This is a genomic window from Streptomyces sp. NPDC051018 (assembly GCF_044456085.1).
Taxonomy (GTDB): domain Bacteria; phylum Actinomycetota; class Actinomycetes; order Streptomycetales; family Streptomycetaceae; genus Streptomyces.
Map to the genome: position 1 here is coordinate 206,765 of NZ_JBITFN010000007.1, position 18,028 is coordinate 224,792.

18 protein-coding genes are annotated in these 18,028 nt (G+C 70.6%); 10 read left to right on the plus strand and 8 right to left on the minus strand.

What is annotated here, in order from left to right; all coding sequences use genetic code 11:
• Positions 1-2 precede the first annotated feature (2 nt).
• The 3 genes from ACIBCM_RS14865 (at position 3) to ACIBCM_RS14875 (ending at position 1,846) form a co-directional block, all read left to right on the plus strand.
• Positions 3-440 (plus strand): Zn-ribbon domain-containing OB-fold protein, encoded by a 438-nt coding sequence (locus tag ACIBCM_RS14865; RefSeq protein WP_399243062.1) that lies wholly within the window; start codon positions 3-5, stop codon positions 438-440.
• Entirely contained in the window at positions 437-1,219 is a 783-nt protein-coding gene (locus ACIBCM_RS14870) for an enoyl-CoA hydratase/isomerase family protein (protein WP_399243063.1), read from the plus strand. The genes ACIBCM_RS14865 and ACIBCM_RS14870 overlap by 4 nt, the downstream gene beginning before the upstream one ends.
• Positions 1,220-1,462: 243 nt before the next feature.
• Entirely contained in the window at positions 1,463-1,846 is a 384-nt protein-coding gene (locus ACIBCM_RS14875; RefSeq protein ID WP_399243065.1) for a hypothetical protein, read from the plus strand.
• Positions 1,847-2,106: 260 nt separating this feature from the next.
• On the opposite strand, the gene ACIBCM_RS14880 is transcribed toward ACIBCM_RS14875, so the two are convergent.
• From ACIBCM_RS14880 to ACIBCM_RS14895, 4 genes are all read right to left on the minus strand, one after another.
• Positions 2,107-2,352, minus strand: a complete 246-nt coding sequence (locus ACIBCM_RS14880; RefSeq protein WP_399243067.1) for a hypothetical protein — start codon at positions 2,350-2,352, stop codon at positions 2,107-2,109.
• A 424-nt stretch (positions 2,353-2,776) separates the two neighbouring features.
• On the minus strand, positions 2,777-3,961 hold the full coding sequence (locus tag ACIBCM_RS14885; protein WP_399243069.1) for a helix-turn-helix domain-containing protein: 1,185 nt from the start codon (positions 3,959-3,961) through the stop codon (positions 2,777-2,779).
• A gap of 167 nt (positions 3,962-4,128) precedes the next feature.
• On the minus strand, positions 4,129-4,542 hold the full coding sequence (locus tag ACIBCM_RS14890) for a hypothetical protein (protein ID WP_399243071.1): 414 nt from the start codon (positions 4,540-4,542) through the stop codon (positions 4,129-4,131).
• A 451-nt stretch (positions 4,543-4,993) separates the two neighbouring features.
• Complete coding sequence (locus ACIBCM_RS14895) at positions 4,994-7,963, minus strand: AfsR/SARP family transcriptional regulator (RefSeq protein WP_399243073.1); 2,970 nt, start codon at positions 7,961-7,963, stop codon at positions 4,994-4,996.
• A 774-nt stretch (positions 7,964-8,737) separates the two neighbouring features.
• Between ACIBCM_RS14895 and ACIBCM_RS14900 the strand changes: the two genes are divergently transcribed.
• Positions 8,738-9,955 carry an amidohydrolase family protein gene (locus ACIBCM_RS14900; protein WP_399243075.1) on the plus strand — a complete coding sequence of 406 codons (1,218 nt, stop codon included), beginning with the start codon at positions 8,738-8,740 and terminating at the stop codon, positions 9,953-9,955.
• 238 nt (positions 9,956-10,193) lie between these two features.
• Here the strand turns inward: ACIBCM_RS14900 and ACIBCM_RS14905 are convergent, their stop codons facing one another.
• Positions 10,194-11,138: a helix-turn-helix transcriptional regulator gene (locus tag ACIBCM_RS14905; protein ID WP_399243077.1), complete on the minus strand. Its 945-nt coding sequence runs from the start codon at positions 11,136-11,138 to the stop codon at positions 10,194-10,196.
• A gap of 83 nt (positions 11,139-11,221) precedes the next feature.
• Here ACIBCM_RS14905 and ACIBCM_RS14910 point away from each other — a divergent pair, with 83 nt between their 5' ends.
• Together ACIBCM_RS14910 and ACIBCM_RS14915 are read left to right on the plus strand one after the other, a co-directional pair.
• Positions 11,222-11,920, plus strand: coding sequence for an alpha/beta fold hydrolase (locus tag ACIBCM_RS14910; RefSeq protein ID WP_399243079.1), 699 nt, complete (start codon positions 11,222-11,224; stop codon positions 11,918-11,920).
• The gene (locus ACIBCM_RS14915) at positions 11,917-12,519 is read left to right on the plus strand and encodes an epoxide hydrolase N-terminal domain-containing protein (RefSeq protein WP_399243081.1); all 603 of its coding nucleotides are present in this window, start codon (positions 11,917-11,919) and stop codon (positions 12,517-12,519) included. Before ACIBCM_RS14910 ends, ACIBCM_RS14915 begins: the two co-directional genes overlap by 4 nt.
• Here the strand turns inward: ACIBCM_RS14915 and ACIBCM_RS14920 are convergent.
• The gene (locus ACIBCM_RS14920) at positions 12,494-13,384 is read right to left on the minus strand and encodes an NAD(P)-dependent oxidoreductase (protein ID WP_399243083.1); all 891 of its coding nucleotides are present in this window, start codon (positions 13,382-13,384) and stop codon (positions 12,494-12,496) included. The two genes, ACIBCM_RS14915 and ACIBCM_RS14920, sit on opposite strands and share 26 nt — an antisense overlap.
• Positions 13,385-13,586: 202 nt before the next feature.
• Between ACIBCM_RS14920 and ACIBCM_RS14925 the strand changes: the two genes are divergently transcribed.
• Positions 13,587-13,916 carry a winged helix-turn-helix transcriptional regulator gene (locus ACIBCM_RS14925; protein ID WP_399243085.1) on the plus strand — a complete coding sequence of 110 codons (330 nt, stop codon included), beginning with the start codon at positions 13,587-13,589 and terminating at the stop codon, positions 13,914-13,916.
• 312 nt (positions 13,917-14,228) lie between these two features.
• Here the strand turns inward: ACIBCM_RS14925 and ACIBCM_RS14930 are convergent, their stop codons facing one another.
• Positions 14,229-14,405, minus strand: coding sequence for a hypothetical protein (locus ACIBCM_RS14930; RefSeq protein WP_399243087.1), 177 nt, complete (start codon positions 14,403-14,405; stop codon positions 14,229-14,231).
• Between the two features lie 121 nt (positions 14,406-14,526).
• Positions 14,527-14,727: a hypothetical protein gene (locus ACIBCM_RS14935; RefSeq protein ID WP_399243089.1), complete on the minus strand. Its 201-nt coding sequence runs from the start codon at positions 14,725-14,727 to the stop codon at positions 14,527-14,529.
• Between the two features lie 520 nt (positions 14,728-15,247).
• On the opposite strand from ACIBCM_RS14935, the gene ACIBCM_RS14940 reads away from it, so the two are divergent.
• The 3 genes from ACIBCM_RS14940 to ACIBCM_RS14950 all read left to right on the plus strand — a co-directional run bounded on the left by ACIBCM_RS14940 (position 15,248) and on the right by ACIBCM_RS14950 (position 17,991).
• Entirely contained in the window at positions 15,248-16,141 is an 894-nt protein-coding gene (locus ACIBCM_RS14940) for a DUF5753 domain-containing protein (protein WP_399243091.1), read from the plus strand.
• Between the two features lie 31 nt (positions 16,142-16,172).
• Positions 16,173-16,418 carry a DUF397 domain-containing protein gene (locus tag ACIBCM_RS14945; RefSeq protein ID WP_399243327.1) on the plus strand — a complete coding sequence of 82 codons (246 nt, stop codon included), beginning with the start codon at positions 16,173-16,175 and terminating at the stop codon, positions 16,416-16,418.
• 280 nt (positions 16,419-16,698) lie between these two features.
• Positions 16,699-17,991, plus strand: coding sequence for a PQQ-binding-like beta-propeller repeat protein (locus tag ACIBCM_RS14950; protein WP_399243092.1), 1,293 nt, complete (start codon positions 16,699-16,701; stop codon positions 17,989-17,991).
• Positions 17,992-18,028: the final 37 nt, after the last annotated feature.

The following is an 18,028-nucleotide window of genomic DNA, read 5'->3' on the forward strand; positions in this document are numbered from 1 at the left end:
CCATGTCCCTGCTGCGACCCGAAACCGACGACGACGGCGCCCCCTTCTGGGACTACGCCGCCCTGGGCGAACTCCGCGTCCAGACCTGTGCCGCCTGCGGCGAGGCGCGCTTCCCGCCCCGCCCCTGCTGCCCGCACTGCCAGTCCTTCGACAGCGAGTGGCGCAAGATGAGCGGCCGGGGCCGTATCTGGTCCTATGTCGTCCCGCATCCGCCGCTGCTGCCCGCGTACGCCGAACTGGCGCCCTACAACGCCGTCCTCGTCGAACTCCTCGATGCCCCCCGGATCCGGCTCGTCGGGAATGTCGTCACCGCGCCCGACGCCCCCCTGAACTCGGTCGACCCCGCCCGGCTGCGTATCGGCGCGGGCGTCAGAGTCGCCTTCTCGCCGCCCGGTGACGACGGTCTCCGCCTGCCGTGCTGGCTCCTGGAGCGCTCATGAGCATCCGTGTGGACACCGGCGAGGCCGAGGACACGGGTGTCGCCGTCGTCGTCATCGACCGGCCACGGAAGCACAACGCGATCGATCTGGAGACGGCCCGGGAACTGTCCGAAGCCTGGCGGTCCTTCCGCTACGACGACACCGTGCGCGCGATCGTGGTCACCGGCGCGGGCACCGAGGCGTTCAGCACCGGTATCGACCGCTCGGCCGATGTGCCCCAGCCGACCTCTCCTTACTCCATCGACGACCCCCTCATCGCCATCGGGCCCAAGGCGAACGACCTCTGGAAACCCGTCGTCGCGGCGGTGGAGGGCATGGCCTGCGGTGGAGCGTTCTATCTGATCGGCGAGAGCGAGTTCGTGATCGCCTCCCGCGAGGCCACCTTCTTCGACCCGCACACCACCTACGGGATGGTCAGCGCGTACGAGTCCGTCCTCCTCGCGCAGCGCATGCCGTACGGGGAGATCGCGCGGCTGGCCCTGATGGGTACGGCGGAACGCCTCACCGCCGCGCGTGCCCATCAGACCGGCCTGGTCTCGGAGCTGACCGAGCCCGGAGAGGCGCTCCCCGCCGCGCTCCGGGCGGCGGCGGTCATGGCCTCCTACCCCACGGGCGCGGTCCAGGGCACGGTCCGCGCACTGTGGGCGGCCCGCGAACCCGCCCGGAGCCAGGCACTCGCGCTCGCCCCGCACCTGATCACGCTGGGAAACCTGGACCCGGAGGAACAGGGCCGGCTGTTCGGCTCCCGCAAGGGCGGGGGCACCTACCGGCTGCGGTGAGGGGGCGGGTTCGCCCGCCAGGGCCGCCGGGCCGGTCCGGGCCGCCGGTGCCGTCCGGACAGCCGACCTCGCTTGGGCCGTAGGCCTCTTCCGGGCCGCCGACTCGTCCGGGCCCCCGACCTCGTCCGGGCCCCTGACCTCGTCCGGGACATGTCCCGGACGGTGGATCGCTGGCCGGGCCGGTCAGCCGGACCGAGGCTGGTGCCGCGCCGGAGAACGGCGTGTCACCACACCAGGGGAGCCATGATGTCCCGATCGCTCGGCAAACTGACGAACAGGGCCGCGCTCGCGGTGCTGCTGGTCGCGGGAGCCCTCGCGGGAGTTCCCGCGACGGCCGCCGCGAGCACGGGCACCAGTGCCGCGGCGGCGGCCTGTCCGACGGCCGCGCCTCCGAGCAACCTCAATCCGTGGCGCCAGACGGACTACGCGGTGCGGACCGCCCCCGTACGGATGGGACCCTACGGCGAGTGCCGTCCGGTCGGCTCCTACGCGGCGGGCCAAGCGGTGACGGGCAACTGCTACACCACCAACTCCTACGGCAACACCTGGTCCTACATCCGTGGATACGGCTGGATATGGGACGAGCACCTCCGCTACCGGGGCGCCACCAACCCCTGCCGCTTCTGAGGGAATCACGGGCCTCATGCGGGGCCCGTGATTCCCTTCCCGGGCCGGTGCCGTTGAGGCGCGCCGGCACCGGCGCCTTCAGGACCCGATGTGTTCGTCCGGCCCCGGGCCCGGGGGCAGCAGCGGGGCGCACTGCAGGCACACGTACTGCGGTGACCGGTCCGTCCAGCGCAGGGGCACCGGCGCGAGGGTGAGCCGGGAGCAGCGGGCGCACCCTGCGGTGAGCGGTTCCGGCAAGGGTGAGGTCAGCGCCGCCGCGTTCACCCCGGAACCCCCGGGAAGGCATGGGCGGGAAAGGGCGCGCCCGGGTAGGTGTACGGGTGGTCGATACCCAGGGCCGCGTAGTGCAGAGCCCTGCGCCGGGCCTGCTGCTTCCGCCGCACCTCCAGGGCCGCGAGATCCTCGCCGGGCCCGTGAGGCGGGTGGACGTGACGCTGCCGGGGGTGGTCCGGCTCCAGCAGGGCCAGCGCCCATGACAGGGCGCGGGCGACGACCTCACGCATCATCCGGCTCCTTCCCGGACGGCTGTTCCGCCCCACTTGCACATCCGTCACCGCTCGACCCCGGCTCGTCCTCGCACCGGACGCAGTGGCACGGAGGAAAGGGCAGCGACCGGGGAGCCGGGTGCTCGTCCCGCTGCGGCACCAGCACACTGGCCCCCAGCGGTACGCGCTCCCCGGTACGGGAATCCACCCGGTACACCTTGATCGTCATCACGGGGCGCCCGCCCCCGTCCGGTCGCCGGACCGCCCCGGCGGTTCGAAGGCATGGGCGATACAGTCGTTCATGTCGGCGCTCCTGGTAAGCGTGGGCCATGCCCCCGGACCGGTCGCACGGTCGCGGGGGTCTTACTGTCCGTCAGGATGCCGACACCCGAGGGCCCGAAGTATCAGAGTCCGCTGATAGCTCTGGGTATGGCATGACTCACAGTCACAGACCCAGCCAGGAGCCGAAATGGTGGAGCTCCTCCGGCATGCGCCGCTTCGCCGATTCGATCCCCGCGTAGGTCTCCCGGACGATCGGGTGGTACCGGGTCTGCTGAGGGGCGAGCCGTCGCGCCTGCTGCAAGTTCTTGAAGGCCGCGTCGACACGGCCCGTCCACAGCTCGGCGCGGGCGAGCTCCGCGTGGTGGTGGGCGGACCGGGACGGCGGCCAGTCGTCCGGGATCCGGGTGTCCTGGGCGACCCGTACAGCCTCCGGATACCGGTCCAGTTCGGTCAGCACGCTCACTCGGTGCACGGCGACGTTCGTCGGACCGAAGGAGAGCCAGTGCACCTTCTCGGCCGGTCCGGTGCGATCCGCGAGGCGCCGCGCCTCGCCGAGATGGCCCTCGGCCCTGTCCAAGTCCTTGTCCCGGCCCGCGAGTACCGCCGCGCCCAGGTGGAGCTGCCCGGTCACCACATCGCGTACGCGGCCCGCTTCCGCCTGTTCCAGGGCCGCGAGGCCCAGTGAGATCAACCGCTGCCCCGTGCCGTACTCGCTCGCCCGGAAGTAGGCGAGGGCCCGCATGTACTGGCGCATTCCACCGAGGAGCGGGTCGGACGCGCGCCGGGCCGCCCAGTCCATCCGGTCCAGCGCGATGGTGGCCAGGTCCTGGAAGCCCAGCTTCGTCGTCACGTCGTAGGCCGTGCGGTAACAACTGGCGAGAGTACGCCAGTTCCGGTCGGTGGGGTCGAGATGCGCCGCGGTCGTCGCCTCGGCCATCAGACCGGGGAGGTCCGCCGCGACCCTTTTGATGTCACCGGCGCGGACGAGGGCGCACAGCCTCTCCGCGTCCCGCTCCACTTCCCCTGCGGACCGGGGAACGGCGTCGGGATCGGGGCCGAGGTCGTAGACGTCCAGTGTGGTGCGAATGGGCTGGATGAACCGGTCGAGCTGGTCCTTCCGCAACTCGTCCAGATACGGCTGCCCGGTCAACTCCGTGACGGGCACGGAAAGAGCGCGCGCGAGCGCGCCGATGACCGAAGGGCTCGCGGGCAGGATGCCCTGTTCGACCTTGGTGAGGGTGCTGTACGAGACGTGCGCCAGCTCGGCCAGCTCACGCTGGGTGAGCCTGCGTGCCTTGCGCGAGTGAGCGATTCGTGTCCCAGCGTGTGCGTCGGAGTGCGGGGGCATACCGGGGTCTCCGTTTCTGAGTCAGCACCAGAGACGGTACTCCTGCCCAGCCCCGGGGCTGCTCCGAAGAACGGGCGGATGCCCTGGGGGAGTCGGTCCGCGCGAACGGCCGCGGCGGCTCCCCTCCGCGCCGCCGCGGCCGTTCCCGTGGGATCTTCAGTCGGCCCCTACGGCCTCACCGCACCGCCACCTTGCGGCGGTGCCGGAGGTGCGGGTGTGTGCCGGTCCGTGCTGGTGATGTCGCCCGCCTGCGGTGCCGGGGGCGCCGGTGTGTGGCGGTCGGTCGAGGTGATGTTCCCCGCCTGGGGCGCGGGCGGCGACGGTGTGTGCCGGTCCGTGCTGGTGATGTCGCCCGCCTGGGGCGCCGGGGGTGCTGGTGTGTGGCGGTCGGTCGAGGTGATGTCGCCCGCCTGCGGTGCGGGGGGTGCCGGGGTGTGGCGGTCCGTGGAGGTGATGTCCCCGGCCTGGGGCGCGGGCGGCGACGGGGTATGGCGGTCCAGGGTGGTGATGTCGTCCGTCGGTGGGACGGGCGTCCGGCGGTTGCCGGTCGCGATGGCGTCTTCCGAGTTGGTGTCGCTCATGTCTGCCCCCAGTTGGCACGTGGGTCGTTCACTTACCTGAACAGAGGCGGCCTTCCGGCCGGAGACTCCCCCGAGGGTCGCCGGACGGAAGGCCGGGGCCCTCCCTCGCCCCCCGGTGAGGGGAAGGCCGCGTGGTGATCCGTCCGCCCCCCGACGCAACGGATCGACTGCACAGAAGCATCCATGACCGGCATAAACATTCGATGAACGTCCTGGAAGAAAGCTGTCACAAGCCCCTGAGGGGCGGAAAACGGGCAGCGGGGAGGGGGTTCCCCGCCGGGCTCGAAGGGGCCTGCCCGACGGGCCCGGACCGCCCGGACCGCCCGGACTCCGGCTCCCCGAACTCACCGGCCTCCCCGGCGAACCGCGCGCCCCGGCCGACGGGCCGTCCGCCCGGTGGAGCGCCGGGAGGCCGCGAACCGCGCGCCCCCGTCGACGGGCCATCCACCCCCTACGCCGTGCTGAGCGGTGACGACAGGAGCCTGCGGGCCTCCTCCGCCTCCGGAGCGCCCGATGCCTCGTGCAGGGACAGTGCCTCCCGCCAGCAGGCGCGCGCACGGTCCAGCTGGCCCAGCGCGGACAGTGCCCGGCCCAGGGTGATCAGTACGTTCCCGCGGATGCGGTCGCCCCCTATGAACCCGATGGCGAGCGCCTGTTCGGCGTGCTGGGCCGCCTGCGCGGCGCGCCTCGCCGCCAGATGGGCCTGGGCGATCCGGAAGTGGGTCGTCCCCTCCCACAGCCGCTGCCGGTTCGTCTCGAACAGCTCCAGTGCCGCGAGCAGCTGCTCCAGCGCGTCGGTGTGCCGGCCCGACTGCGTGAGCGCGATCCCGAGCGCGTAACGCCCGTTCGCCAGCCGCAGCGTGTGCCCGATGCACTCGTACAGCTGGACGCCCTGCTCCGCCATGGTGACCGCCTCGGAGATCCGCCCCGTGGAGATATGGATACGGGACAGATTGCACAGCGCGCTGGCCTCGCCGGGTCGGTTGCCGTCCGCTCGCGACCCCTCCGACGCCCGGCGCAGATGCTCCTCGGCCTCCGAGTAACGCCCCTGGTTGAAGGCGATGATCCCGCGGTCGTTGTCGGACCAGTAGCCGACCACCGGGTCGTCGACGGCCCGCGCCAGGGCCCCGGCCACCTCCGCCTCGCCGTCCGCCTGCTCGTAACGCCCCGCCACCAGATGGACATTGGTCACCGAGGTACGGGCCCGTGCCTCCGCACGCGCGTCCCCCGCCGTGTGCGCCGCGTCCCGGAGCGCCAGCGCCGCCCTCTCGTACAGCCGGGAGTTGGCGCCGGACTCCGCCAGATCCCCGGCCGCCCACAGCAGATCGACCGCCAGCCGCAGCCGGGTGCCGGTGGTCGCCTGGCGGGCACTCGCCAGCAGGCAGTTGGCCTCCGCGTACAGCCAGTCCTGCGCCTGCTGGCGGCCGGTGAAGACCAGCCCCTCATGGGCGGTGGGCCCCAGATGGTCCACCAGCCGGTCGCCGGGCCGCTCCACCGCGAACACCCGTGCGGCCGTCGCCAGATAGAAGTCCAGCAGCCGCGACAGCGCCGCCTCGGATTCCTCCGGCGGCTCGTCCCGTTCCGCGCACGCACGCGCGTAGAGGCGTACGAGATCGTGATACCGGTAGCGGCCGGGTGCGGCCGACTCCAGCAGGGAGGTGTCGACCAGGGCCTCCAGCAGATCCTCGGTCTCGTGCAGCGGCAGCGCGAGGACCGCCGCCGCGGCCATCAGCGACATATCGGGCCCGTCGGCGAGCCCGAGGAGCCGGAAGGCACGGGCCTGCCCGGGCTCCAGCTGCCCGTACCCCAGCTCGAACGTGGCCTTCACCGCGAGGTCCCCGGCCTGGAGCTCGTCCAGCCGCCGCCGCTCGTCGGCGAGCTTCGCCGCCAGGACGGAGACCGTCCACGTCCGGCGCGCGGCCAGCCGGGACGCGGCGATACGGATCGCGAGCGGCAGGAACCCGCACGCCCCGACCACATCGAGCGCCGACTGCCGCTCGGCACCGACCCGTTCCTCCCCGACGATCCTGGTGAAGAGCTGAAGCGCCTCCTCCGGCGACATCACATCGAGGTCGACCAGATGCGCTCCCGCGAGGTCGACCATCCTGACCCGGCTGGTGACCAGGGCCGCGCACCCCGCCGTGCCCGGCAGGAGTGGACGTATCTGGGCCGCGTCCCGCGCGTTGTCCAGCAGGACCAGCACCCGGCGGCCCGCCAGCGTCGAGCGGTAGAGCGCCGACCGCTCGTCCAGCGTGTCCGGGATCGCCGAGTCCTGGGTACCGAGAGCGCGCAGGAACGCCCCGAGGACCGTCTCCGGTTCCGCCGGACGGCTGCCCGTGCCCTGGAGGTCGACGTACAGCTGCCCGTCCGGGAAGTGCGGCCTCGCCTCATGGGCCACATGCACCGCGAGCGTCGTCTTGCCGACCCCGCCGATGCCCGCGACCGCGGAGACCGCCATCACCGTGCCCTCGGCCGCCGCGAGCCGGCCGCACAGCTCCCGTACGAACGAGGCGCGGCCCGTGAAATCCGGAACCGTGGCGGGCAGTTGCGCGGGCTGTGTGATCCGTACGGGCACCGCGGCCGGCTCCCCGGGCGCGGCCAGCTCCGCGTCCGCCCGGAGGATTCGCTGCTGCAACTGCGAAAGCTCCGGGCAGGGGTCGACGCCCAGCTCCTCGTCGAGCAGCCTGCGGGTGTCCGCGTACACCGCCAGCGCCTCCGCCTGCCGCCCGCTGCGGTACAGCGCCAGCATCAGCAGCTCGCGCAGCCGCTCCCGCAGGGGGTGGGCGGTGGTGAGCGCGGTCAGCTCCGAGACCGCCTCCGCGTGCGCCCCCACCTCCAAGTCGAGATCGAGCCGGGTCTCCAGCAGCTGGAGCCGCCACTCCTCCAGACGGGTGCGCTGGTTCTCCGCGTACGGCCCCGGGACATTGGCCAGCGGCTCCCCGTCCCACAGCCCCAGCGACTTGTTGATCAGCTGCCGGGCCCGGCCGCGCTCCCCGGCCGCGCGCAGCTTCTCCGCCTCGGCCGCCAGTTCCTCCGCCACGGAGAGGTCGACGCAGTCCCGCGCCGTCCGTATGGCGTAGCCGCCGGCCTCGCTCACCAGCGCCTGGGACGTGAGGACCTTGCGCAGCCGTGAGGCGTACGTGCGGACCGCGGCGAGCGCCTGGAGCGGTGGCTCCTCGCCCCAGATCGCGTCGATCAACTCGGAGGCGGTGGCGGTGCGTCCGTCGCGCAGGAGGAGCGCGGCGAGCAGGGCCCGCTGCTGCGGGGAACCGGACGGCAGAGGCTTCCCGGCACGCCATGCCCGCACCGGCCCGAGCACGCTGAAACGCAGGCCGACCTCATCGGCTCCACTGCCGTCGCTGCCGTCACCGGGCGTCGGAACCCTTTGTTCCGGAACGCGTGGCCCGCTGTCACGGTCCATTGTGCCCCCTGCCCCCAACTGCCGGTTCGCCCCCGACAGTCTGCCCTGTGCACGGCGGGTCCGTCAGCCACGGGGCGGTTACTGTCCGCTCCTTGCCCCCGCGAGGCGGTGCCCCGACCCGGTTGGCGATCTCTCGCCGCGCCCCGGCGCCGGGCGGTGGGGCGGCCTCGCGGTGGAGTGGCGTGATGGCCTTGCGCGCGGGTCGGGGAGGCGGGAGAGGGCGGTGGGGCGGGGGAGCCGCCCGGGGAGCCCTCCGGGAGTGTCCTGGAGGCGCCCGAGGTGGTCCGGAAGGGTGCCTTCCGGTGGCCCCTTGACGGGCCGGGGGGCCGTGGATCCTGCCCGGTTCGGCCTTTGCGGGCGCGAGGATCCGGGACCGGTCGCCCGTGTGTCTCTCCGGCTCGGCGACGGTCCCGGGGGTCACCGGCACGGCCCCGTTCCCGGCGTCGTGCGGCAGGATGGTCCCGTCCCGGTCGGCCCGCCTGCGCCTTCGGCTCCCGGTATCGGCGCGAAGCCGTTCACCGAGCGGTCCTCGGGGGCCGTGTTCCAGGGGATCCGCCGAGCCCCCGACTCCCGGGTGACCTTGCTCACGTCGTCGTTGATACGACCCTACGGGCGCTTCCGGGGGTCCAGGGGGGCGCCGCTCCGGCCAGCCGCCGCCCCGGGGCCGGGGTCCGGGGCGCGCCCTCGCACAACTCGCAACCCGGTCGCACGACTCGTCACTCAACTGCGTCGCGATAGCTGACGAACCGTCAGATCAACGCTACCGTGGAAACCATGGAGACCTTCCCGAAGATCATCTCGGTGGACGACCACACGGTGGAGCCCCCCAATGTCTGGCGGGACCGGCTCCCGTCGAAGTACCGGGACGTGGCCCCGCGGATCGTCCGCGCACCCCTGAAGGAAATGACCTTCATGGGGGGCAGGTTCGCGCCCGTCATGGGCGCCAAGGGCGATGACGGACCGGTGGGCGACTGGTGGGTGTACGAGGATCTGCACCGCCCTCTGACCCGGCTCGACACCGCCGTCGGTTACGACCGCGACGAGATCAAGCTGGAGATCATCACCTACGAGCAGATGCGCCCCGGCTCCTTCAGCGTCCCCGAACGCCTCGCGGACATGGACGTCAACCACGTCCAGTCGGCCCTGTGCTTCCCCACCTTCCCCCGCTTCTGCGGTCAGACGTTCACAGAAGCGAAGGATCGTGAACTCGGTCTGCTCGGCGTCCGCGCCTACAACGACTGGATGGTCGACGAGTGGTGCGGCCCCGAAGCGCGGGGCCGGCTCATCCCGCTGACCCTGATCCCCCTGTGGGACGCCGAACTCGCGGCGGCGGAGGTACGCCGCAACGCGGCACGCGGTGTCCGCGCGGTCGCCTTCTCCGAGATACCCCCCTTCCTCGGCCTCCCCTCCGTCCACGGCGACGCGTGGGACCCCTTCCTCCGCGCCTGCGACGAGACCGGCACCGTCATCGCGATGCACATCGGCTCGTCCTCCAAGATGCCCTCCACCTCGGCGGACGCCCCGCCCGCCGTCGGCTCGACCATCACCTTCGCCAACTGCTGCTTCTCGATGGTCGACTGGCTGATGAGCGGCAAGTTCGAACGCTTCCCCAACCTCCGGATCATGTACGCCGAGGGTCAGATCGGCTGGATCCCCTACATCCTCGAACGCGCCGATGTCGTCTGGGAGGAGAACCGCGCCTGGGGCGGCGTCGCCGACAAGGTCCTCCGCCCGCCGTCCGAACTCTTCGCCGAGCACATCTACGGCTGCTTCTTCGACGACCCCTTCGGCCTCCGCAACCTCGACGCGATCGGTGTCGGCAACGTCCTCTACGAAACCGACTACCCCCACTCCGACTCGACCTGGCCCAAGTCCAGAGAGGTCGGCGAATCCCAGATGGGCCATCTGTCCCCGGACGTCGTGGAGCGCATCGTGCGCGGCAACGCGATCGACCTCCTGGGCCTCACACCGGAGGGGCTGTGGGCGGGCTGAGGTGACGAGGGGCGCCGAGCCGACGGCCTCCGCCCGGCGCCGGACCCCTGTTACGCACTGGATGGAACGCTCGCTCCAATTGAGGACACCCCCCTTTTTTTTGGAGGGCGGGCGGGTGCCAAGGGATCGCCCCGCCTGTCCGGCCGGGGCCCGGCGGACGGACGGGCCGATCCGCCGGGACGTGTCCCGGCTTGCCGAAGAACACCAAGGCTCCCCGCCGAGAGGGAGGCGTTGGTGACTACGGTGCGGGTCGGGAGCGGGCGACGGCCCCGGTGAGATCGGCGACGTGCTCAGCGAGCGCCGTGACCAGGGCGGGCGGGCTTTTCACGGTGAAGGGCCAGGGCAGGCCGGTGAGGATACGCGCCATGGCCGACAGGTCTTCCGCTCCGCTGACCAGGAGCACACCACCGCCAGGACAGGGACGCAGGTTGCCGAAGGTGACCGGAAGCCGGTCGCGGGCGGTCTCCAGGTCGGTGTCGAGCCATACCTCCGCGCGGTGGGTCCACGCACCGAGTGTCAAGGTGCGCAGGACATGGTTCACGGGGTCGAACCCCTCGGGCGGGGTGAATCGGCCGGGCAGTTCGGCAGCGCGGCTGATCCTGTCCAGGCGGTACATGCGGATGGAGTCGCGCAGGTGGTCGTGTCCCACGAGGTACCAGCGGTGTGCGTGCACGACGAGCCCGTAAGGGCTGACCTCACGCTCGCCGCGCGTGTGCTCGATCCGGACGGTACGCCGTGAACGGACGGCCACCGCCAGCGTCATAACCAGGTGCGGTTCGGGGGTCGGCGCGCCTGCCGTCCCGGAGGCGGCTGCGATGAGCGCGGTGACACGGTGGCGCAGCGGTGCGGGCAGGACGCGGTTGAGTTTGACCAGCGCCCGGTCGCCCGGGCCGGGCTCCGCCATCTGCTCCTGCTTGCCGGTGGCCAGCGCGACCGCGACGGCGACCGCTTCGTCGTCGGCGAGCATCAGCGGCGGCAACCGTGCGCTGCGTGCGAGCCGGTAACCGCTGTAACGTCCGCGGACCGACTCGACGGGGATGTCCATGTCCCGCAGGGCTGTGATGTAGCGGCGAACGGCGCGCGCGTCGACGTCCAGACGCCGTGCCAGCTCCTCGGCGGGCACCAGGTCGCGGTCCTGGAGGATCCCCAGCAGCGCCAGGACACGGGTTACCGGACGGGACACGATGGCGATCTTAATGAGGGCAGAACACGTCCACAATCCGCCCTAGCCTGGCGCCACAGGAGATCAACGGAAGGAGTCGGCCTGTGTCGGCCATCGTTCTCGTCGGCGGTTCGTTCCTCGGCGCGTGGGCCTGGGAGCGGGTCACGCCGCTGCTGACCGCGTACGGTCACCACGTGCATCCGCTGACGCTCACCGGGTTCGGTGACCGCGCGCATCTGGGCTCGTCGGCCACGACGCTCACCACGCACGCGCGTGACATCACGCACGCGATCGAGTACTCCGGTCTGAGCGAGGTGGTGCTTGTGGAGCACTCCTACGGCGGGGCCCCGGCCACCATCGCCGCCAACACGAGTCCCGAACGGATCGCCGCAGTGGTCTACCTCGCCGCCCTCCTGCCCGAACCGGGCAAGAGCCTGTTCGACAGCACTCCCGCGCCCGTCGTCGACGCGATTACGGAAACCGTTCAGGACGGGCGGATTCCGGTGATGAGCGACGAGATCATCGACGCCGGTTTCGGCGAGCACGGGCTCACCTCCGAGGACCGTGCCTGGCTGCGGGCGCGTGGCGTCGGCCAGCCGATCGGCACCTACCGGGATCCGGCACCGGCCGACCTCAGCGCGGTGCGGAGACTGCCACGCACCTACATCGCCTGCGCGGGCGACCCGGGCAGCCCACCGTGCCTGCCGGGACTCGACGTGATCACACTGGACGCCGGACACTGGCCGATGATCACCGAACCGACGGAGCTGGCCCGGCTGCTCGATGAGGTGGCCCGGTCATGATGCGGCCGTACCGCGTGGCGATTCCTCAGAAGAGCCTGGACGACCTGACAGCCCGGCTGGCCAGGACCCGCCTCACCCGCCCGCTGCCCGGCCGCGGGCTCGGCGTGCCCGTCGACCGCGTCCGGCAACTGGTGCGGTACTGGCGCGACGGCTACGACTGGCGCGCCTGGGAACGGCGGATCAACTCCCATCCGCAGTTCATGACCGAGCTCGACGGACTCGACGTGCACTTCCTGCACATCCGTTCGCCCCGCCCGGATGCCTTGCCGCTCATCCTCACCCACGGCTGGCCCCTGTCGGTCGTGGAGTTTCTGCCGCTGATCGAGCGGCTGAGCGACGCCTTCCACCTCGTCATCCCCTCGGTGCCCGGTTCCGGCTTCTCCGCCGTGCCGCAAGAGCCGGGCTGGAACCGCCGGAAGGACCGCCGGTGCCCACGCCCAGGGCACCCGGACCTGTACGTTCCGGACTCCCGGACCTGTACGTCCCGGACCGCCCGGCTCCGTACGTCCGGGACCGCCTGGCTCCCTACGTCCGGGACCGCCCGGCTCGTACGCCCCGGACCACCCGGCTCCGTCACGCCGTCCGCTCAGGCTTCCTGAGCATCTCCGTCAGGGCCGCCACGCTGTGCTCGCCGTGACCCGCGTCGGCCGCCCGCTTCACCAGGTCGTACAACGGCGCGAGCCAGGCGGTTTCGACGTTCGTCTCCTCGGCCAGTTCCTCGTCGTGGCTCTCGCCCGCGATGAAGAGGTTCACGGACGAGGCGGCGTCCGAGTAGTCACCGCTGTCGATCTCCGCGGCGTAGACCGGCAGCAGGGACTTGATCATGTCCAGCCACTTGCCCGCGAACCGCACCATGCTGCTCACCTCCAGCCCTCGTGCCTGGACGGTCGCGGCGCCGTGGAAGAAGCCGACGAGCGCGGGCAGCAGCATGGCGCCGACTGCCATCTCGTACAGCGCGGCCAGATCGGCTTCGTCCCCGAGATGGACGGTGTCGCCGCCCAGAACCCTCAGCGTCGTCCCGTACTCGTCGAAGACGGTCTTGTCGCCGCTGTAGTACAGCAGGGTGTCCCGCGCCCCCACGGCCGACGGCACGTTCTTGACCGCCCCGGCGAGAAACCTCGTCCCGTGGACGGTGGCCCAGGCGTCCGTCTCGCGGGCATCGGCCGGAGAACCGCTGTTCAGCGTGACCAGCGCCCGCCCGGACAGCGCCGCCCCGGCCGGATCGAGGGCCCGGCGGGTGTCCTCGAAGGTCGTCAGACACGTGATGACCAGCGGACTCGCGGCGACCGCCGCCTCCAGGGTCTCCGCCTCAACCGCTCCCTTGGCCACCAGCGCCGCCGCTTTGCCCGGCGTACGGTTCCACACCGTCGTCGGATGCCCCGCGTCGATGAACGCGCCGGCCAGCGCCCGGCCCATCGACCCCATCCCGATGACGGTCACGGGCGTGCGGTTGTCCCCAGTCATGTCCACTCCAGCTCACTCCAGTCAGAGTCGAATCGTCGATCGCCGACGCGCGGGTAGCGCCGTGTGGGCCGTTCCCATGGTCGTCCCCGCAGGTCAGCGGCGTCCTCGGCGCGACGCTCATTCCATGCTGGAGCTTCACACGCCATCCAACAAGTACCTACTATTTCGTCAGGTACCCACATTCCTGTTAGTAGGAGTCCTGATGGCAAAGCGGACTTTCACCTGCGGCCTCGACGCCGCCATCTCCGTCATGGGAGGCAAGTGGAAGGGGCTGATCCTGTTCTCGCTCGGCGACGGACCGCTCCGCTTCGGAGAACTGCGGCGAGCGGTACCCGGCATCAGCGAGAGGATGCTGACCCTTCAGCTCCGGGAAATGGAGACCAGCGGCCTCCTCCACCGCGAGGTCTTCCACCAGGTACCGCCCAAGGTGGAGTACTCCCTGACCGAGTTCGGCCACTCCCTCAACACCGCGCTGGCGCCTCTCGGCGCGTGGGGGGAGGAACACCTCGACCGCATCCAGTCCCTCCCCTGAACCCGGGGCCGTCCCCGCGTGCGCGGGGAGCACGAGGAGTTCCGCCGGGACTCCCTCGGTGAGGGACCACCCCCGCATGCGCGGGGAGCACTGGGGGCAGGTGGCGCACGAGGAGATGGAGCGAGGACCACCCCCGCATGCGCGGGGAGCACACTTCTTGACCAGCGGTTTTACAGGGAGTGACCCTGGAATTTATTCACTTCGTGAGGGTCTGGCATCTGGTGGTGCCACAGCAATTCCAGCCATGAGGTGGGGCGTTGCGATCTGCTGATGACAGTAGCCCGAACGCGGTGGCGAGGTGGGCGGATGGCGTCATCTTGGTGGCTCACTGTCCGCGTTGTGCAGAACGGGAAGGGCGCGGGCCAGCAGTCTGGGCAGTATCACCAGGTCGGGCCAGGGATCGGCAAGTGCCGCCGGCCGGGGCGGTAGCGGGGCGGGCTCGGCGCCAGGCTGATTGTGGGGGTGCTCGTCGGGGGTGGTCTCCGTCATGGTGCCGCCTCTCCCGGCAGGACAACGGCCTCCCGTCCGGCGTCGGCCGAGAGCAGGGCCCGTACCCGCTGTGCCAGGTCGCCCATGTCCGTCGACACCGGCCCATCTCCCAGTGCGACCATCACGGCCGCCCGTTGAGCACAAGCGCGCACCACGCCCCACCGGGCACGACACCCCAGCCGTCCGCGAGCACGGCGACCATGGACAGTCCCCGCCCGCTCTCCTCCAGCGCCTCGGGCTCCCGCATCGGGGGAGTAGCCGCGCCGGCGGTCCCCACCTCGATGCGGAGCCGCATGCCGGTCCGCCATACGCGTACGTCCACCGCACCCTCGCCGTGCTGGAGCCCGTTGGTGACCCAGCTCGCTCATCAGCAGGTCCACGGTGTCGACCAACGCGTCCAACTTCCACAGACTCAGGTGCGCCCGCGCAACGCGCCGCATCAGACCCGGCCACAGCCGATCCTCATCGGTGAGCGGATCCCTGGCCTTCCCGGCCCGCTGGAGTCTCACCTCGAATCCGGCCATTGCTGTCGCATTCGGCGGCGTGGCTGTCGTGGGCATGGGCGGGTCCTCTCGCAAGCCTGTGGTGGTGGCGCGCAGACGTGCGAATCAGCAGCTCGCGGACGGTGTGGAATCCAGCAAGGCCGCACTTACGTCGTGCTTCCTCAACTACCGTGACGGTAGCCAGATTGGCCCGCAACCAGAACCGCAATGAAATTTCTGGCGAGCCCCAAAATGGACTATGCGAGGGCGTGCGCAACGGGGCGGGCTGCCTGCGCAGGTGTCTAACCGGCCTGCGCAGGGCGATACTTGACAGGCACGAGCGCACTGGAGGGTGCACAGGTGGGAGCCAAACGAGGCGCGACCGGACGGCGCCTGGAGTTGGGGATCCAGCTCAGGCACTTACGCGAGAATTGCCCGCCGGTCGAGCCGGAGCGGACCAAGGGCATGACCCGCAAGGCTGCGATCAAGGGACTGAAGGATCTGTCTGAACCCACACTTGCCCGGATCGAGCTCGGCGAGCTGAACTTCCGTCGCAACGTGGGCAACCTTCGAACGCTGCTGAAGCGCTACGGAGTCACCGACCAGCAACTCATCGACGAACTGGTCCAGCTGAACCGGGAGGCACCGACCGAGGAGTGGCTGACGCAGTACCGCAGTTTCATGCCGGCGGGGATGCCGCACTACGTGGGCCTGGAAGCTGAAGCAGCCGCCATCATGGCGTACCACCCCACGGTGATCCATGGCCTCCTTCAGACACCTGCGTACGCGAAGGCCGTCTATGAAACCGATCGCCCTGTCGAAGACACAACAGCGGAGTTCATCAACCGCCATGTCGAACTTCGAATGGAACGAAAGCGCCGGGTCTTGACCCGTGAGGACCCGGCTCGACTTCGCTTCATCCTGGGAGAAGCTGCCCTGCGGATTCCTGTGGGTGACGACAAGGTGATGCGTGGACAGTATGAGGAACTCATCAGGCTCGCAGAGCAGGATCACATCTCCATACAGATCATGCCTTTCCGGCGTGGATACCGGGCGATCCACGACTTTGCGATCTTGGACCTGGGTGAGCTGCCATCCCGAGTGCAGTCCGACAACGCCTGGGGTGCCATCTCCACATCCGACAAGCCCCGAGAGGTAGGCCGGTTCACGCGTCGATTCAATGCGATGGTCGGGCTGGCGCTCGGGGTCGAGGAGAGCATCGAATTTCTGACAGAACTAGCCGGAAGGCAGTAAAGCCATCAGTACTTACATATCAGTCGTAGAACTGACCTCCCAAGGAACATGGTTCAAGTCGTCGTACAGCGGTGGCACCGGCAACAGTTGCGTCGAGGTTGCTTGGTTCAAGTCGTCGTACAGCGGCGGCACCGGCAACGACTCTGTCGAAGTCGTCCACCTCGCCCCCCGCGTCGGCATCCGCGACTCCAAGAACAAACAAGGCCCCGCGCTCATCGTCCGCTCAGGGGCCTGGGCCGGCTTCGTGGCCTTCGCGGCTGGCGTCTCGGCTCCGTAGTTGATGGCGGGGCGCTCGGCCCGGGACACCACCCGAGGAGTGCCCCGCCTCCGGCCTCACCCGATCAATCCCCCGTCGCCCTTCTCGGGGCGGTCAACCCCGGAACCTGTTCCCACGCGATCACCCCGCCGCTCCCGCCGACACCCCTTCGCCGACTGTAATGAATGTTCTATTCAGTCGAGCAACAGGTCTCCGGGCGCTCCTCGCCCGGTCGGTTGACCGCGCTTTGTGAGGGAACGGGCTCGCTGACGGGGGACGGCTGTGCCACCCTGTGGTGCTCATGAGCCCATGGCCGACAGAACATCGCATACTCTCCGGCGCGGTCGCCGCCGCCGTGGCCTGCTTATTGGCAGCCTGCGGAGGCGGCACGAAGCCGGCCGACGACTCTCCCCGGAACGCCGGGGCGTCGAAACCGTCGGCGTCGTTCCCGGGCGGAGACAAGGGATCTCGGCAGCCCCAGGGTCCGCCGGAAGCGTTCGCGGAGGACGGAGCCGTACTCGACGGCCAGTTCCCCGACGCGCAAGACCACCCGGCGGACATGCTGGCGCTGGGGGACGAACTCGCGTACGGCTACCACTCCGGGAAGCGTATGGGCGAAGTCACCGGTATCGACGCCTTCCGGCTGGGCTCGGGGGACACTGCCTGGCGGGCGAAGGTGCCGGAAGGCACCCACGTCTCCCGCGCCCCCGCCCTCGTGGGCGACACCGTCGTCGGGGCCTTCGCCACCCGTACGGAGGGGGAGGGAACGGTCCCCGGGCACTACGGGATCCGGGTCGTCGCGTATGACGCCCGGACGGGCGAGGAGCGGTGGACGCGCGAACTGGTGACGGACCGTGACTCCCTCGGCCTCGTTCCCGAGGTGGTGGCCGGGCGTGCCGGGAGGGTCCTGGTGACCTGGGCGGGAAGCGGCTTCAACGCGCCGACCCCCACGAGCGCCCTGCTGGACACCCGTGACGGCAGGGTCGTCTGGACGGCTGAGGACTTCGAGGGGGTCGATCTGGAGGACCGGGTGGCCGTGGGGATACGAGCAGATGGCAGTACCTTCGTGGGCAAATCGGTCTCGGGCAAGGAGCTGTGGAAGCGCAGGCTGCTGCAGACCGATTGGGGGGCCAGCCCGGATCCCGGGCCGGGCTTGACCCTCGTCGACGGCCCCATGCTCACGTCCGTCTCCACGGGAGAGTCGATGGACGCGTGGCTGCTCGATCCCCTCACCGGCAAGACGCGACTGGACCTGGGCACAGCGACCTCGAACAGGTGTCGCTACGACGGCCGGTCCACGACGATCTGCTCCGAAAGAGCGGGAGCGGTGGTGGCTGTCGATGTGCGGACCGCCCGGGTGCTGTGGCGTCTGCCGGACAAGGCGGCGAACCGGGTCGAGCCCACCGTCACGGCCGCATGGCAGGGCATCGTGTACGCGGAGGGCGTCAACGGTGCCATGACCCTGGACGCCCGCACCGGGAAGGACCGCCGAACGGGCCTGCCTCTCGCTCCTCAGCTGGTCAACGACAAGTACGGAATCGTCTCCCACGGGTCGGACGAGCGCGGGGTCGAGGTCTTCCGCGCCACGGGGTGAGGTGGGGAAGGGTGCGCTGCCCGGTCGCTCGGTGTGG

Bases quoted from the DNA above. Each gene is read 5' to 3' on its own strand.
- ACIBCM_RS14865 (WP_399243062.1), top strand. From the start codon at position 3: ATGTCCCTGCTGCGACCCGAAACCGACGACGACGGCGCCCCCTTCTGG.
- ACIBCM_RS14870 (WP_399243063.1), top strand. From the start codon at position 437: ATGAGCATCCGTGTGGACACCGGCGAGGCCGAGGACACGGGTGTCGCC.
- ACIBCM_RS14875 (WP_399243065.1), top strand. From the start codon at position 1,463: ATGATGTCCCGATCGCTCGGCAAACTGACGAACAGGGCCGCGCTCGCG.
- ACIBCM_RS14880 (WP_399243067.1), bottom strand. From the start codon at position 2,352: ATGATGCGTGAGGTCGTCGCCCGCGCCCTGTCATGGGCGCTGGCCCTG.
- ACIBCM_RS14885 (WP_399243069.1), bottom strand. From the start codon at position 3,961: ATGCCCCCGCACTCCGACGCACACGCTGGGACACGAATCGCTCACTCG.
- ACIBCM_RS14890 (WP_399243071.1), bottom strand. From the start codon at position 4,542: ATGAGCGACACCAACTCGGAAGACGCCATCGCGACCGGCAACCGCCGG.
- ACIBCM_RS14895 (WP_399243073.1), bottom strand. From the start codon at position 7,963: ATGGACCGTGACAGCGGGCCACGCGTTCCGGAACAAAGGGTTCCGACG.
- ACIBCM_RS14900 (WP_399243075.1), top strand. From the start codon at position 8,738: ATGGAGACCTTCCCGAAGATCATCTCGGTGGACGACCACACGGTGGAG.
- ACIBCM_RS14915 (WP_399243081.1), top strand. From the start codon at position 11,917: ATGATGCGGCCGTACCGCGTGGCGATTCCTCAGAAGAGCCTGGACGAC.
- ACIBCM_RS14920 (WP_399243083.1), bottom strand. From the start codon at position 13,384: ATGACTGGGGACAACCGCACGCCCGTGACCGTCATCGGGATGGGGTCG.
- ACIBCM_RS14925 (WP_399243085.1), top strand. From the start codon at position 13,587: ATGGCAAAGCGGACTTTCACCTGCGGCCTCGACGCCGCCATCTCCGTC.
- ACIBCM_RS14930 (WP_399243087.1), bottom strand. From the start codon at position 14,405: ATGACGGAGACCACCCCCGACGAGCACCCCCACAATCAGCCTGGCGCC.
- ACIBCM_RS14950 (WP_399243092.1), top strand. From the start codon at position 16,699: ATGAGCCCATGGCCGACAGAACATCGCATACTCTCCGGCGCGGTCGCC.